Source organism: Ruania albidiflava DSM 18029 (genome assembly GCF_000421225.1).
In the GTDB taxonomy this organism is placed as follows: domain Bacteria; phylum Actinomycetota; class Actinomycetes; order Actinomycetales; family Beutenbergiaceae; genus Ruania; species Ruania albidiflava.
On the sequence record NZ_ATWL01000006.1, the window covers coordinates 25078 to 39881 of the forward strand.

Sequence of the window (14804 nt, forward strand, 5' to 3'; positions counted from 1 at the left end):
GGTCAGTGGAAGAGGCCGGCGGGTAGCCGTTCACGCTCGTGCTGGTCGAGCGGGCTGCGAGCGCTGAGCACACACATCGTGTGCTGTCGCAGCGGCAGCAGAGTCTAGTGGCCCGCTGCTGACCGCATCCGGGCTGATCAGCCTGCGGACAGCGCGTCGACCTGCAGGCTGCCCACCCAGGATCGGCGCCCGGCACGCGCACCGGACGTCGGGGACATGAGCCTGCGGGTGGCGCGCTACCAGCAGGCAACCGTGGCAGGCGGTGAAGATGATGGCGGCGATGGGCGTCCGCCACCCGAGCGTCTCGGGCCGGTGCTGGTGCGGTCTTAGTCGTCGGTGAGCATGAGCCGGAAGACGACCTCGCCGATGCCTTCGTCCTCGATGTTCTCCAGGATGCCGTTCGAGGTGAAACCCAGGTGCACGTGCCAGGCCTGCGGCTGCGGCTCGTCGGTCTGCGAGGAGCTGAGCAGGGCCACGTACCCCTCGGAACGCAGGTGGTCGGCGAGTGCGTCGATCATCAGCCGGGAGTGTCCCTGGCCGCGGTGGGCCTCGGCGATCATGATCTGGCAGAGGAACGGCACCGTGGCCCACAGCACGGCATAGTGCAGCATGCCGACGACGGCGTCACCTTCCTCGAGCACCATCACCTCGCCGTTTCCGATCAGCCGGTTCCAGGACTTCTCGCTGGGCCAGGGGTCGAGGGCGCGGAGTGCGTCCAGGTCGTCGGGTCGGGCGAGCCGGGTCGTTGCCATGGCTCACCGTAGGTTCTCGACGGCGGTGCTCGTCAACGCGTTTTTCGCGCCTCACCTAGCATCACTGGGGTGTCCGCCGAACTGTTGACGCCGCTGTCCCCGCGCCAGCGCGAGCTGCTGGCCGCCTGGCTGCCCGGTGCGCTGGTGCAGGCAGACCTGAGCTGGGGTCTGGTGGGCACCACCGTGCTGGACGTGCTCGCTGCCGACGGCACCCGCTGCATCGTCAAGGCTGGCGGTCCGAAGGACCATCACCTGGAGCGGGAGATCCACGCGCACCTGCACTGGCTCAGCCCGTGGACGGCCACCGGGCACGCACCGCAGCTGCTGCACCGGGACCGGGAGGCGAAGTTGTTGGTCACCCGCTACCTGCCCGGTGTCCTGGTCCAGGGTCATCCCGCAGAGGACCGCGCGGACACCTACGCCCAGGCCGGAGCCCTGCTCGCCAGCTTCCATGGTCAGCATCGCAGCGTCGACCCCGGTCACGAGGATGCGCAGAACCGGCGCACCCTGGCCTGGTTGGCCGGGGAGCACCGGATCCCGGACGCTGAGACCGCCCGGCTGCAGAAGCTGATCGCCTCCTGGCCCACTCCCCCGGCGACGTTGGTACCCACCCATGGCGACTGGCAGCCACGCAACTGGCTGATCGACGATGGCACTGTGCGGGTGATCGACTTCGGCCGGGCGGCGTTGCGGGAGCCGATGACCGACCTGGCCCGGCTCGCCGCCCGGCAGTTCCGCGACCGGCCGGACCTGGAAGCAGCCTTCTTCTCCGGATACGGACCGGACCCGCGGGAGGTGCACGCCTGGCGCCGGGTCCAGCTGCGCGAGGCTGTCGGCACAGCGGTATGGGCCTACCAGGTGGGCGATGAACAGTTCGAGGCCCAGGGGTTCCGGATGCTCGCGGAGGCACTCGCGGTGTTCTGAGCGGTTCGCGTCCCACCGGTCCTGTCAGTGGGCGCTCTGGTGCAGGTCCAGCAGAGCAGCCGCCGCCGGGTTGGCCGGCTCTCCGGCCCGCAGCACCAGCGCCAGCCGCCGCACCAGACCAGCTAGACCGACCGTCGGCAACCCGCTGTCGACAGCAACCGGGTGCGGCACGATCGCTACCCCGAGACCGTGCCGGACCAGGGCGAGCACCATGCTCATCTGGGTGGCGGCAAAGGCGATCCGGCGGCGCAGCCCCGCCTGGGCGCACAGCCGCTCCACCACAGTCTGCAGGCCGGTCCCCGCCTGGAAGTCCACGAAGTCCGCCCCAGCGAGCTCGCTGAGCTGGACGCTCTCGGCACCGGCCAACGCGGTCTGCGGTCCGGTGATCAGCACCAGCTCGTCCTCGAACACCTGAGCGGCCCGAAGCCCGGTCGGCAACGGACTGTCGTCCAGGGCCACGAACGCCAGGTCCAGCTCCCCGGCACTGAGGGCCTGCAGCAGGGACGCGGTGGTGTCCTCCCGCAGTGTGATGCGCACACCCGGGTGCGCGGTGTGGAACTCGGCGAGCAGACCGGCCAGGTCCACCGAGGTGAACGTCTGCACGGTGCCGATGCACACCTCGCCGGCGGCAAGCTCGGTGATGGCCGAGACCTGGTCCCGCGCCCGGGCAGCGCTCGCCAGCAGACCACGTGCGGCCCTGACCAGCTCGGTACCGGCAGGCGTCGGGCGGACCCGGGGCCCTCGCTCGAGCAGCACGGCACCGACTTCGGCCTCCAGTCGCCGGATCGAGGAGCTCAGGCCCGGCTGGGACAGCCCCAGCTCGGCCGCAGCAGCTGTGAAGCTGCCCACGTCCGCCACCACGACCAGGTGCCGGAGCCGGCGCAGATCCAACGGCACACCCGCGTCATTCATGATAGTGATGCACTCTATCTGACTCAGTTGTTGGACTTATCGCCGGTGCTCACGGGACTCTGTCTGCATGTCTGACGAACCCGGCCGGCCCTCTGCGCAGATCACCGGCTCCAGCCGGACACCGGGGAATGCTGCACAGAACCCCGGCATCAGCGGACGACTCGTGCTGGTGATGGCCCTGGCCTCCGGGCTTGTGGTCGCGAACAGCTACTACGCCCAGCCGGTCGTGGGCATCATCGCCGACACCTTCGACGCCTCCACCACCAGCGTCGGCCTGGTGGTCACCGCGAGCCAGGTCGGGTATGCGTTCGGGCTCGCGTTCCTCGTGCCGCTCGGTGACCTGCTGGAGCGCCGCCGGCTGCTCACCGGTGTGCTCACGGTGACCACGCTCTGCCTGGTGGCGATGGCTCTGGCGCCGAGCTGGCAGGTGCTGGGCGTCGCCGCGCTGCTGGTCGGGGTGAGCTCAGTGGTGGGGCAGGTGCTGGTGCCGTTCGCCGCCTCGCTGGCCGCTGAGCACGAGCGCGGCCGGGTGATCGGGAACGTGATGACCGGTCTGCTGCTGGGCATCCTGTTGTCCCGGGTGGTGGCCGGTCTGGTCACCGAGGTGCTCGGCTGGCAGGCGGTGTTCTGGATGGCTGCCGGCCTGATGGTGCTCACCGCGGTCCTGCTGCACCGTGAGCTGCCGAAGGTGCCGCCGCCGGCCCAGCTGCGGTACAGCGCCCTGCTGCGGTCGGTGCTGGCGCTGGTGCGCGAGGAGCCGCTGCTGCGCCGCCGGATGGTCTACGGCGCCCTCACCTATGCCTCGTTCGGGGTGTTCTGGACCCCGATCGGCTTCCTCCTCGCCGGGGAGCCGCACTACTTCAGCGACGCCCAGATCGGCCTGTTCACCCTGTTCGGCGTGGCCGGTGCGCTGGCAGCCCGGTTCGCCGGCCGGCTCGCCGACCGCGGCCACGGCTTCACGCAGACCGGACCGTTCGTGGCGGCCACCGCGGCCAGCTTCCTGCTGCTGTGGATCGGTGAGCAGCACCTGGCGGCACTGGCGGTCGGGGTGGCGTTGCTGGACCTGGGCATCCAGGGCACGCACATCACCAACCAGTCGCTGTTCTACCCGCTGCGCCCGGATGCCCGCAGCCGGCTGAACACCGCCTACATGACCTGCTACTTCGCTGCCGGGTCACTGGGCAGCGCGGCCTCCGCCGTCGTGTACGGCAGCTACGGCTGGGCCGGGGTCTGCCTGCTGGGCGCCGCCTTCCCGGCGGTGGGCACCGCCATCTGGGTGGTGGAGACCCTCCGCCGGCGGAAGGTCTCGCCCACCGCGAGGACGGCGTCCAGGTAAGGGCGGAGACGCCCTCACACCCCTTCGAGCACGCGGGCCCGCCCGTCGACGATCTCCACCACGTCATCGGCGTGGGCGAGCTGGTCCTTGTCGTGGGTGACCATCACCGTGGCCACCTCGCGCTCCAGGGTGAGCCGGCGGAGCAGGCCGAGGATGGCGGCGCCGCGCTCGGAGTCCAGTGCGCTGGTCGGTTCGTCCACGAGCAGCAGGCCCGGGTCGTTCATCAGCCCGCGGGCGATGGTCACCCGCTGGCGCTGACCACCGGAGAGCTGGTGCGGGCGGCGCCCGGCCTGATCGGCCAGGCCGACCGCGTCCAGCAGCTCCATCGCCTGGTCCCGGGCGCGCTCCAGCCGGCCCCCGCCGAGGTGGGCCATCACGGTCAGCTGCTCCAGCGCCGTCAGCGAGGCGATCAGGTTCGAGGTCTGGAACACGATGCCGATCTGCTCGCGGCGCACCCGGGTGCGCTCACGCGCAGACAGCCTCGTCAGCTCGGTGCCGTCCAGGAGCACCTGCCCGGTCTCCGGGGTGATCAGCGTGGCAGCCACGGCGAGCAGGCTGGACTTGCCGGAACCGGAGGGTCCCACGACAGCGGTCAGGCGCCCCCGCTCGGCGGTCATGGTCACCTGGTCCAGGGCGGTCAACCGGGACTCGCCGTCCGGGTAGGTGAGGGTGATGTCGGTCAGCTGCAGGGTCATCGTGGGCTCCTAGGTCGAACGGTCAGGGGGTCGGGGGCCGGCTCAGCGGGCGCTGCCCAGGGCGGTGAGCGGATCCACGGAGACGATCTGGCGCAGCGAGACCGCGGCACCGAGCAGCCCGAGTGCCACCAGCGCCAGCACCGGCACCGCCACGGTCGCCACGTCCAGCACGAACGGCACCGTCCCGGCAGCGAGCAGCCCGAGACCGGTGGCTGCCCCGGCCCCGAGGAGGGTGCCGAGCAGCAGCAGCACCAGTGCCTGGCCGAGCGCGTCCCGCAGCAGGTACCCGGTGCTGGCACCGACCGCCTTGAGCACGGCGATCTCACCGCGCCGCTGCACGGTCCACACGGTGAAGAACGCGCCGATCACCAGCGCGGAGATGACCAGCAGCAGCCCGCGCATCAGCTGCAGCGAACCGTTCTCGCTGCTGAACGAGGGCAGCGCCTGCACCGAGTCGGCCAACGGCAGCGTCTCGGTGCCGGCAGCCGCGTCGGTGGCCTGCCGGTCGGCGTCGGTGAGCTGGTCGGTGCCCAGCACCAGCACCGTGGCGGCATCGCCGTGCTGGTCCCCGCCGCCCGCGTCCAGCCCACCGGGCAACCAGGCGACCGACAGGTGGGAGTAGGCGTCCTGACCACCGACCGCGCCGAGGAGCACCTCCTCGCCGTTGATCCGCACCTGGTCACCGGCGGAGACGTCGAGCTCCTCGGCCACCGCCGCCGGCAGCAGCACCTGCCCGTCCGGCACGTCCGTGGGCGGCAGCGTGGAGCCGGCGGGCACGGCGAAGGCGGCCACGGTCGCAGACCGCTCGCCCACGGTCAGCCGGCTGGTGCGGATCTGCAGCGGCTCGACCTGCTGCACCCCGGGCGTGTCCGCCCACAGGTGAGCGGCGCCGTCGGGAATCTGCGACTCGGCGAACGACGGCGACTGCCCCTCGGCAGGTGCGGCGAAGACCACCTCCTGGCCCGGCAGGGCAAGCACCGCAGAGGTGTTCTCCCGGGCGAGTCCCGCCGTCAGGCCGGAGAGCAGCACCACGAGCAGGGTGATCAGGGCAACCACCCCGCCCATCAGGGCGAAACGGCCACGGGCGAACTTCAGGTCACGGACGGCGACGAACACGGCACTCCTCACAGTGGGACAGCTCGATCGGGCGGTGCGGATCGGGCAGGTTCCACTCTCCTCAGCCCGGGACGGCGGAGCATCGCCTGCGGGGTCGAGCTTTCCTGGCCATCCGGTCCAGGTGGGTATCAACCGTTCGATCGATGCCTGGGCGCGGACCTGCCGCTTAGGCTGGTCGGCACCATGACCGAGCGCGCTCTCACCCCGGTGCCGCGACTGCTGAGCGCGTGCCTGCACCTGCTGGTGCTCGCGCTGCTCGTGCTGGCCACTGTGCGCGCGTTCCTCGGGGCCGCCGAGCACCCGGGCGGGGTGCTGACCGCGGCTGTCGTGGTCGGCGCGGTGTACCTGACCGGTCCGCTGCTGTCCGGTGTGCGCCGATCTGCAGCCGGGGCCGGGCTGTGGCTCGCTGTGCTGCTGGTGGCCTGGTTGGTGCTGCTGGTGCTCACCCCGGATGCGGTCTGGCTGGCGTTCGCCTGGTACTTCCTGCTGCTGCACCTGCTGCCCTGGCGGGTGGGGCTGGTGCTGGTCGGCATCACTGCGGCGGTGGCGGTGGCAGGGTTCGCCTGGCACCAGCGCGAGTTCATGGTGGCGATGGCGGTCGGCCCGGTGCTCGGCGCCGCCGTGGTGGTCGCCACCGTCTGGGGGTTCCAGCAGCTGCACGCCGAGTCCGAGCGGCGGCGGGCACTGATCGCGGAGCTGACCGCCACCCGGGCGGAGCTGGCCGCGGCCGAACGCGAGCAGGGGGTGCTGGCCGAGCGGGAACGTCTCGCCCGGGAGATCCATGACACCCTCACCCAGGGGTTCTCCTCGGTGAACCTGCTGCTCACCGCCGCTGGCCGGCAGCTGGCCGAGCACCCCGGCCTGGACGGACCGGCCGGCTATGTGGAGCAGGCCCGCCAGGTGTCGCTGGACAACCTCGGGGAGGCGCGCAGCCTGGTGCGGGCTCTCGCACCGCCGGACCTGCGCGCCACGTCGTTGGTCGATGCGCTGCGCCGGCTGGCCGACCGGACCCGCACCCCGGAGGTGACGCTGCGCACCGAGGGTGAGCCGTTCGCCCTGCCGACCGCCTGGGAGGTGGCGTTGCTGCGGATCGCGCAGTCGGCGCTGGCGAACACTGTGGCGCACGCCGGTGCCACCCGGGCCACCATCACCCTCACCTTCCTGGCCGGCGAGGTGCACCTGGACCTGGTGGACGACGGCAGCGGTTTCGACCCGGCAGACCTACCGGACGGGCCCGGACCGGAGGGCGGCTTCGGCCTGGCCTCGATGCGCTCGCGGGCCGCCGAGCTGGGTGGCACGCTGGTGGTGGAGTCCGCACCCGGGGCCGGGACCGCGGTGAGTGTCCGGTTCGCCGGCGAAGTGGAGCATGAGGAACGATGATCGACCTGCTGCTCGCGGACGACCACCCGGTGGTGCGCGCCGGGCTGCGCGCGGTCCTGGAGCTGGCCGAGGACATGCAGGTGCAGGGCGAGGCGGGCACTGCCGCCGTGGCGGTGCGCCGCGCCGGCGAGCTGCGGGCAGCGGGCGCGCTGGACGTGGTGCTGATGGACCTGCAGTTCGGCTCGGAGCTGGCCGGTATCGGCGCCACCGAGCAGATCGCCGCCCTGCCGGATCCGCCGCGGGTGCTCGTCCTGACCACCTATGACACCGATGCGGACATCCTCGCCGCCGTGGAGGCCGGGGCGGCCGGCTACCTGCTCAAGGACGCCCCGCCCGAGGAGCTGCTGGCCGCAGTGCGCACCGCGGCCGCGGGCCAGTCGGCGCTCGCCCCGGCGGTGGCGTTGCGGCTGATGGACCGGATGCGTTCACCGGGCCGGGCGCTGTCCGCTCGGGAGATCGACGTGCTCACCCAGGTGGCCGCCGGGCTGTCGAACCTACAGATCGCCCGGGCGCTGTTCATCTCCGAGGCCACGGTGAAGTCCCACCTGGTGCACATCTACACCAAGCTGGGCGTCGACTCCCGCACTGCGGCCGCAGCGGAGGCGGCCAAGCAGGGCCTGATCCGCCGCTGAGGCCGCTTCATCGGTCGGTGGCCAGCATCCGGTGCAGCAGGTCGAGCTGGGCTGCGGTCAGGTCGGCCGCCTGCGCGGTGCCCTGCCGGGCCTGATCAGCCACCGACCACTCGTCCAGCGTGCGCAGCACGGCCGTGACCAGCGCCAGCTGCAGGTCCGCCGGCAGCTCGGTGCGCACCTGGCCGCTCTCCCGCCCGACCGCCAGCACCCGGCCCACCCAGGCCTCGATCCCCTCGATCGCCGCTGCGCCGGGGGCGCCACCGGCGTAGACCAGCCGGCCCAGCAGCAGCGCGTCCTCGTTGCCCACCAGCACTGCAGTGAGCTGGTCGGTGAGCTCGGCGACCTGCGGCCAGAACGCCGGCCCGGCAAAGGTCTCCGGTGCCGGCGGGTGCAGGTCGGCGGCGACCTCGGCGGCCAGGTCGGCGACCGCGAGCTGGTAGAGCTCCTCCTTGGAGGAGAGCAGGTGGTAGAAGGAGCTCTTGCTCATGCCCATCCCGGCGAGGATCCGGTTCAGCGAGGCCGCCGCGAACCCGGCAGCGGCGAACTCCTCGGCGGCCAGGCGCACCAGCTGACGGCGCCGGTGCGGGGCGAGCCGCTCGAGTGCTGTGGTCACCCCCTGAGCCTAACCCGGCCGCCAGCCGCTCTGGACCAGGCGGTCCACTCTGCCCTAGGCTGCTGTGGACCACCCAGTCCACACCCGTTGGGAGGCATGCTGTGCCACTCTTGCCCACCACTCTCGCCGACCAGGCCGAGGCGACGGCCGGAGACCCGTTGCGGGTGCTCGTGGTCGGCGCCGGGATGGCGGGGCTGACCACCGCCCAGCTGCTCCGGGGCGCGGGGCTGCACCCGATCCTGCTGGACCGCCTCGCCGACGAGTCGCACCCGGGCTACATGCTCGCGCTGATGCCGATGGTCGACCCGGTGCTCACCGAACTGGACGCCTGGGCGCACTACCGCGAGCGCAGCATCGGGCTCACCCACTACCGGGCCCGTACGCACACCGGACGGGTGCTGCGCACCGACTCGATGGCCGAGGTGCTGCACCGGTTCGGCGACTACCGCGGTATCGAGCGAGGTGAGCTGGTCGAGACGCTCAGCCACGCCGGCGCCCCGGTGAGCCTGGCCACCACGGTGACCGACCTGCGCGAGCAGGCTCACGCCGTCGAGGTGACCTGCCGTCAGGGTGAGACCAGCAGCACGCTGACCGTCGACGTCGTCGTTGTGGCGGACGGCATCGGCTCACGGACCCGCGACCTGGTCCCCGGCGGGCGGGAGACCACTGGTACCGACACCGGCTGGGGCGGCTGGGTGGTGTGGGCCCCGGAGGACGACCAGGGCCAGCTTGCCGAAGAGCTCTGGGGGACCGGGTTCTTCCTCGGCATCTACCCGGTGCTCGGCCGGCGCGGGGTGTTCCTCGGCGGCCCGGGTGCGGCCACCGCCGCCGGACCGGAGGCGTTCGTGGCCGAGGCGCGCTCCCGCCTGCGCACGATCGACCCTCGGGTGGCACGAGGATTGCAGGCGGTGACCGACGATCCGGACCCGTACTACTGGGCGCTGAAGGATGCGCGCGCCCCGCGGTGGACCACTCGCCGCACCGTGCTGCTCGGCGACGCTGCCGCCGGGTTCCTGCCCACCGCCGGCATCGGGGCAGGGATGGCGATGGAGTCGGCCTGGGTGCTGGCGACCATGCTGCGCAGCCTGCTGCCGACGGCGGAGCCCGGCCTGGCCACGGACGGCACCACTACCGGTTCCACCCGGGCGGGCCGGGTGGCCGCGGGTCAGCTCGCAGCTGCGCTCGCCCGGTACGAGCGGGAGCAGCGGCCGCGGGTGGAGACGGCGCAGGACACCTCCCGCAGCCTGGCCCGCTGGATGTTCTCCCAGAGCACCGTGCTGGCGGTGCTGCGCGACCTGGCGTTCCGGGTGCTCAGCGTGCAGTCCGCGATCGCACCGATCACCCGGTTGCTCGCCGATCCCCCGGACCCGGGGCACCTCACCGCGGCAGCGAGCGTTGCGCGGGACGGATGACGAACCTCCCGTCCCGCAGGGCCCCAACTCCGGCGGTGCCCTCGGGCGTCCTGCCACACGAAGTCGGGCACCAGCGCTGCCAGGTCGGCCAGCAGCGCCAGGGTCGGCTCGATCTGGTCCACCTCCGGGAAGCCATCCCGCATCGCGACCAGGTTCGCACCATCCACCAGGATCGTGGTCTCGGCGGCGTCAGGTAGCGCGAGCGCTGTCACATGCTCCTGGTGCACGGCCGGAGCGCTGCCGAGCGCCGCCCACTCGTACCGGAAGGAGACTGCTGCCACACCGTTCCACGATCCCAGGAGCACGTCCTCAGCGCCGGGTGTGCCACTGTCGCCCACGGGCAGCAACCGGAGCTGGCGGAGCAACGAGGGGTCCGCAGGCCGGTAGCCCCATCCGTGCTGGCGGGCCCACTGCGGCGGGGGCGGCAGCCTCCGCCCCAGACCTTTTCCGCGCACGGCGTAGAGAGCGATCCCGGTCCCCAGTGCACCTACCACCAGCAGCAGGGTCAGCAGCCGGTCATCCATCGGCACGAGAGTCGATCATCGGGCTGCGCCGGTGGCCTCCGGGTCGTAGCCCACCTTCAACCAGAGGAACCGGGGGATCTGGTCCATGAGGTCGGAGAGCAGCTGCAGCGACGGCTGGATCGCCGCCAGGTCCTGCTTGCCGGACCGGTAGAGGTAGAGGTCGGAGCCCTCCACAGTGATCGATGTGCCGTACGCGTCCGACCCCAGCAGCCGCTGCATCATCCGGGGGTGCAGGAAGTCGTAGGGAAACTGACCCTCCGGCCCCTTCACCCGCCATGCGTCGTTGAACCGGGACGACTCGAACTCGATGTCCTGCCCGCCGAAGAACTTGGCGATCGAGTTGCCCACACCCTCCGGCTCCAGCTGCAGCCACGGCAGCCGGGCTGGCAGCGAGTAGGCCACCACGTGGAAGTAGTGCGTGCTGCGGTTCTTTCCGCTGCCCGTGTCGTAGCTGTACTGGAAGGACGTGGCCGGGCGGCCGTTCCAGGTGCCGGTCAGCACGTTCCGGGTCGAGCGGCTGCTGCCCCGCCGGAACGGGGGTGAGGACCACCTGCGCACCAGGGTCGGGTCAGCGGCCGACCAGGACCACTGGTGCGCGGCAGCCCACTGCTGCGCCGCCTTGCGGGCACGCCTGGCCATCACACCGCTGATGACCACGACAACGATCGTGACGATGCCCACGATCACGAAGACGCCTAGCTCCACAGTTCGGGGCACCTCCCTTCGGCTGGCCCTCGGCACGGCTGGGTCGACGGCACGGAGCCTAACAAGGCGACCCTCGCTGCCGCCCCGGTTCGGGTGGGGAGCACTCCCCAGCCGTCCCGGCGCTCGGAGCAGGCCTCAGGCCCGGCGTGCTGCGCCGTAGCTGCGCAGCACGTGCTCCGGGATGAGTGCGGCCACCTCCGCCAGCAGCCGGAGGGAGGGCTCGATCCGGTCCAGCTCGGTGCGGCCGCGCCGCATGGTGAACAGCTGGTTCCCGCTGATGAACAGCTCGCGGCCCTTGACCACGGCGTCGTCCTGGAGGAGCCGTGCCATCAGCCGGGGGTGCAGGAAGTCGCTGACGAACCGGTGGTCGCTGCCGTGCACGTGCCAGGCGCGGTTGAACTCGGCCGACTCCAGGTCGATCTCCGGCACCGGCCCGGGAGCATAGATCCGGGTGGCGCCTCCTCGTGGTGCCAGGGCCACCATCGGCAGCTTGACCGGCAGGGTGATCGCGACCACGTGGAACTGCGGATCGTCGTTGGGCACCTTGTACCCGTACATGAAGGACATCGCGTTCCGGTCCTCCCACCGGCCGCGCAGCACCTGCATCGTCCACGGGCGGGAGATCTGCCGGTTGGCGGGGTTGAACCAGGTGCGGGCGAGCGTGTCCTCGGTCTGCTGGTCGGTGACACGCTCCCAGCCGTGCTCCTGCACCCAGGAGTCGATCTGAGCGTTCGCCTTCCTCAGCTGCTTGACGGCGATCGGGATCAGCACCGCGACCACCACGACGACGCCGATGACGATCCAGACCGCTGGCTCCATCTCTTCGGACTCTCTTTCTCTCCAGGAACACGAACGCGCTTACGCTAGTCCCTGGCGGCACCTCCCGGTGGCTATCCGCCCGGGGAGTACTCCCCACTGCCCCCGCACTGGTCCTGCTGCACCATCCGGATGTGGCGTTCCCGCGCACGTGTGGTCGCTTCGGGGAGGTGTCGTGAGTACGCCGGGCGGGTCCTGCGAAACCGCAAGAGACAGCCCGGACCACCTGCCAGGGTCGACGGCGTGACCACCTCGAGCCTCGCCGTCAACAGCTCCCGCAGCGCCCGGGCCGTCCAAGCCGCAGCGCAGCTGTTCCGCTTCGCCTGGTTGGAGCTGCAGTGCTGCCTCTTTCCGCTGGCGATCTTCGCCGGTCTTGCCCTCAGCGCGGTGCTGCCGCTGCCGGTCGCCCGGTACGACGCCCTGCTGGTGTACGCACTCGCGGTGACGGCCGCCTTCTACCTGCTCGGGCTGGAGACCCGGCGGGAGCTGGCGATCATCGCCGTCTTCCACCTGGTGGGGCTGGTGCTGGAGATCTTCAAGGTGCACGTCGGCTCCTGGTCCTACCCGGACGAGGGCGTGCTGCGCCTGGGCGGTGTGCCGCTGTACTCCGGGTTCATGTACGCCGCGGTGGCCTCCTACATCTGCCAGGCGTTCCGCCGGTTGCGTCTGCAGGTGGTGGGGCTGCGGGTGCTGCCGACGGCGGTGCTCGCCGCAGCTGCGTACGTCAACTTCTTCACCCATCACCTCATCTGGGACCTGCGCTGGGTGATCGCTGCCGGGTTCGTGATCACTCTCTGGGGCTGCACAGTGGCGTTCACCGTGGGCCGGCGACGCTACCGGATGCCGCTGGCGGTCAGCTTCGTGCTGATCGGGTTCTTCCTGTGGCTGGCGGAGAATGCCGGCACCCTGCTCGGGGCGTGGCAGTACCCGAACCAGGTGCAGATCTGGGAGATGGTGCACGCCGGCAAGTGGGGATCCTGGGCCCTGCTGGTGAGCCTGAGCTTCATGCTGGTCGCCGTGCTGAAGACCCGCGACGGCTCCGTGCAGCCACGCCGGCGCAGCCCTGAGGTCACAATTGCTCGTCGATCTGGCCACGCCGGGCCACCAGATCAACGAGCAGCGTCCCCCTGGGACTCGTAGATCTGGTCGGCGATCTTGTCCCGCAGCTCCACGAACTCCGGGGTGGAACGCAGCTCCTTGCCGGGCAAGATCCGTCCGTAGGTCTCCGAGATGCGGACCGGTTCGTCCAGCACCACACGGCCTGGCCGGGCACTCATCACCAGTACCCGGTCACCGAGGAACACTGCCTCCTCCACACTGTGGGTGATGAAGAAGATCGTCTTGCGTCGCTCTCGGGAGATCTTCAGCAGGTCCATCTGCAGCCGCTCCCGGGTCAGCGCGTCCAACGCACCGAACGGCTCGTCCATGAGGATGATCTCCGGGTCGTTGGCCAGCACCCGGGCGATCTGCGTGCGCTGCTGCATACCGCCGGAGAGCTCGTAGGTCTTCTTGTCCTCGAACCCGGCCAGGCCGACGAGAGCCAGGCAGTCCTCGGCGATCTTGCGGCGCTCGGCCGCGGCGACGTTGCGGAACTTCAGGCCGAGCTCGACGTTCTTGCGCACGGTCAGCCACGGGTAGAGGTTCGCGTGCTGGAACACCACGCCTCGCTGCCAGGACGGGCCCTGGATCGGTTCGCCGTCGACGGCTGCGATCCCGCCGGTGGGCTTGAGGAAGCCGGCAAGGATCTTCAGCAGGGTGGTCTTCCCGCAGCCGGACGGTCCCACCACGCAGACGAAGGACCCCTTCTCGACGGTCAGTGTGGTGTCTGCCAGCGCATGCACCACCTCACCACTGTCGGTGATGTAGCGCTGGGAGACCGCTTCGAGGGAGAAGCTCACTGACCGGCCACCGTGTCGATCGCATCGGTGTAGATGGCGTTCTCGTACTGCTCCGGCGGGTTGACCTCGTCGATCTCCTCCTGAGTGACCAGGAAGTCGGCCGTGTTGATCAAGTCCTGACCGAGCGCCCCGCCGAAGTAGTCCTCACCAGCCTGCTCGCTGGCGTCGAGGTAGATGTACCCCTCGAACTGGCTGAGCACCTGCTCCGGTTCGATGCCGAGCTGTACCGCGACCGAGGCGGCCGCGTTCTCCGGGTCATCCTTGATCATGGCGACCGCCTCGTTCTGCACCGCGGTCCAGATCTCCATGAACTCTGGGTTCTCCTCCACGAACGGCGTGGTGGCCGCAGCGAGGTCATAGGTCGGGGCCACATCGGCGGTGTCCTCGGCGGAGAGGATGATCGAGCCGGTGTCCAGAAGCTCGGGCAGGGTCGGGGCCCACACCCAGGCGGCGTCGATCTCCTCCCGCTCCCAGGCGGCGAGCATCGCATCCGGGGAGAGGTTGGTCAGGTTGATGTCGCTGGGGGTCATCCCCTCCCGGTCCAGCGCGGCGAGCAGGGAGTAGTGCGCGGTGGAGGCGAACGGCACGGCCACTCGCTTGCCCTCGAGCTCGGGCAGGCTGGTGGCGTCCACGCTGTCCTGCACCACGAGGGACTCGGCCTCGCCGATCACGTCATGGATCCAGACGACCTGCAGGTCGTCGCTGACCGGCGGCGAGAGCGCCTTGGTGCCGGGGCTGGAGCCGACGAGGGCGAGGTCCACCGAGTCGGAACCGAACGCCTGCACCACGCTGCCGCCGTCGCTGAACTGCTCCCAGGTGATGTCGGCGTTCGGCATGCACGCTTCCAGCCAGCCCAGGTCTCGGACCACGAGGTCACCGTTCGGGATCGGTTGGTAGCCGATACGTACCGTGGTGGTGACGTCCTCGTTCACCTCGACCGGGCAGGCGGTGTCGGTACCCTCCTGCTCGCTGTCCGGATTGTTGGTTCGACCGGACTCGACGCAGGCCGAGAGCGTCAGCGCTGTAGCCCCTGCGAGCGCGACGATGCCCAGGAGGCGGGGACGGGACTGGGTCATGGTTCTCCTTCGA

General features: G+C 70.8%; 15 protein-coding genes. 6 read left to right on the plus strand and 9 right to left on the minus strand.

The features are described 5' to 3' along the window. Positions 1–326 precede the first annotated feature (326 nt). Positions 327–752, minus strand: coding sequence for a GNAT family N-acetyltransferase (locus K338_RS0108705; RefSeq protein WP_022917789.1), 426 nt, complete (start codon positions 750–752; stop codon positions 327–329). Between the two features lie 69 nt (positions 753–821). Here K338_RS0108705 and K338_RS0108710 point away from each other — a divergent pair, with 69 nt between their 5' ends. Continuing rightward, positions 822–1676, plus strand: coding sequence for a phosphotransferase (locus K338_RS0108710; RefSeq protein ID WP_022917790.1), 855 nt, complete (start codon positions 822–824; stop codon positions 1674–1676). 24 nt (positions 1677–1700) lie between these two features. Here the strand turns inward: K338_RS0108710 and K338_RS0108715 are convergent, their stop codons facing one another. Next, a complete protein-coding gene (locus K338_RS0108715) occupies positions 1701–2588 on the minus strand; it encodes a LysR family transcriptional regulator (protein WP_022917791.1) in 888 nt (295 codons plus the stop codon). A 67-nt stretch (positions 2589–2655) separates the two neighbouring features. Between K338_RS0108715 and K338_RS21455 the strand changes: the two genes are divergently transcribed. After that, the gene (locus K338_RS21455; RefSeq protein ID WP_022917792.1) at positions 2656–3924 is read left to right on the plus strand and encodes an MFS transporter; all 1269 of its coding nucleotides are present in this window, start codon (positions 2656–2658) and stop codon (positions 3922–3924) included. A 14-nt stretch (positions 3925–3938) separates the two neighbouring features. Here K338_RS21455 and K338_RS0108725 read toward each other — a convergent pair whose 3' ends face one another. Then, entirely contained in the window at positions 3939–4619 is a 681-nt protein-coding gene (locus tag K338_RS0108725) for an ABC transporter ATP-binding protein (protein ID WP_022917793.1), read from the minus strand. Positions 4620–4661: 42 nt separating this feature from the next. Next, entirely contained in the window at positions 4662–5735 is a 1074-nt protein-coding gene (locus tag K338_RS0108730) for an FtsX-like permease family protein (protein WP_022917794.1), read from the minus strand. A gap of 183 nt (positions 5736–5918) precedes the next feature. On the opposite strand from K338_RS0108730, the gene K338_RS0108735 reads away from it, so the two are divergent. Then, positions 5919–7115: a sensor histidine kinase gene (locus K338_RS0108735; protein WP_022917795.1), complete on the plus strand. Its 1197-nt coding sequence runs from the start codon at positions 5919–5921 to the stop codon at positions 7113–7115. Beyond that, positions 7112–7747, plus strand: a complete 636-nt coding sequence (locus K338_RS0108740) for a LuxR C-terminal-related transcriptional regulator (RefSeq protein ID WP_022917796.1) — start codon at positions 7112–7114, stop codon at positions 7745–7747. Before K338_RS0108735 ends, K338_RS0108740 begins: the two co-directional genes overlap by 4 nt. Before the next feature lie 7 nt (positions 7748–7754). On the opposite strand, the gene K338_RS0108745 is transcribed toward K338_RS0108740, so the two are convergent. Continuing rightward, entirely contained in the window at positions 7755–8360 is a 606-nt protein-coding gene (locus K338_RS0108745; RefSeq protein WP_022917797.1) for a TetR/AcrR family transcriptional regulator, read from the minus strand. Positions 8361–8461: 101 nt separating this feature from the next. Between K338_RS0108745 and K338_RS21460 the strand changes: the two genes are divergently transcribed. Then, positions 8462–9772, plus strand: coding sequence for an FAD-dependent oxidoreductase (locus tag K338_RS21460; protein WP_022917798.1), 1311 nt, complete (start codon positions 8462–8464; stop codon positions 9770–9772). 539 nt (positions 9773–10311) lie between these two features. Here K338_RS21460 and K338_RS0108760 read toward each other — a convergent pair. Both K338_RS0108760 and K338_RS0108765 read right to left on the minus strand, forming a co-directional pair. After that, positions 10312–11013: a hypothetical protein gene (locus tag K338_RS0108760; RefSeq protein ID WP_157612327.1), complete on the minus strand. Its 702-nt coding sequence runs from the start codon at positions 11011–11013 to the stop codon at positions 10312–10314. A gap of 123 nt (positions 11014–11136) precedes the next feature. Continuing rightward, on the minus strand, positions 11137–11820 hold the full coding sequence (locus K338_RS0108765; RefSeq protein WP_022917801.1) for a hypothetical protein: 684 nt from the start codon (positions 11818–11820) through the stop codon (positions 11137–11139). A gap of 240 nt (positions 11821–12060) precedes the next feature. On the opposite strand from K338_RS0108765, the gene K338_RS21465 reads away from it, so the two are divergent. Then, entirely contained in the window at positions 12061–12957 is an 897-nt protein-coding gene (locus K338_RS21465; protein ID WP_022917802.1) for a DUF817 domain-containing protein, read from the plus strand. Here K338_RS21465 and K338_RS21470 read toward each other — a convergent pair. Beyond that, positions 12927–13715, minus strand: coding sequence for an ABC transporter ATP-binding protein (locus K338_RS21470; RefSeq protein ID WP_022917803.1), 789 nt, complete (start codon positions 13713–13715; stop codon positions 12927–12929). The genes K338_RS21465 and K338_RS21470 overlap by 31 nt on opposite strands. Further along, positions 13712–14791 (minus strand): taurine ABC transporter substrate-binding protein, encoded by a 1080-nt coding sequence (locus tag K338_RS0108780; protein ID WP_022917804.1) that lies wholly within the window; start codon positions 14789–14791, stop codon positions 13712–13714. The genes K338_RS21470 and K338_RS0108780 overlap by 4 nt, the downstream gene beginning before the upstream one ends. Positions 14792–14804 lie beyond the last annotated feature (13 nt).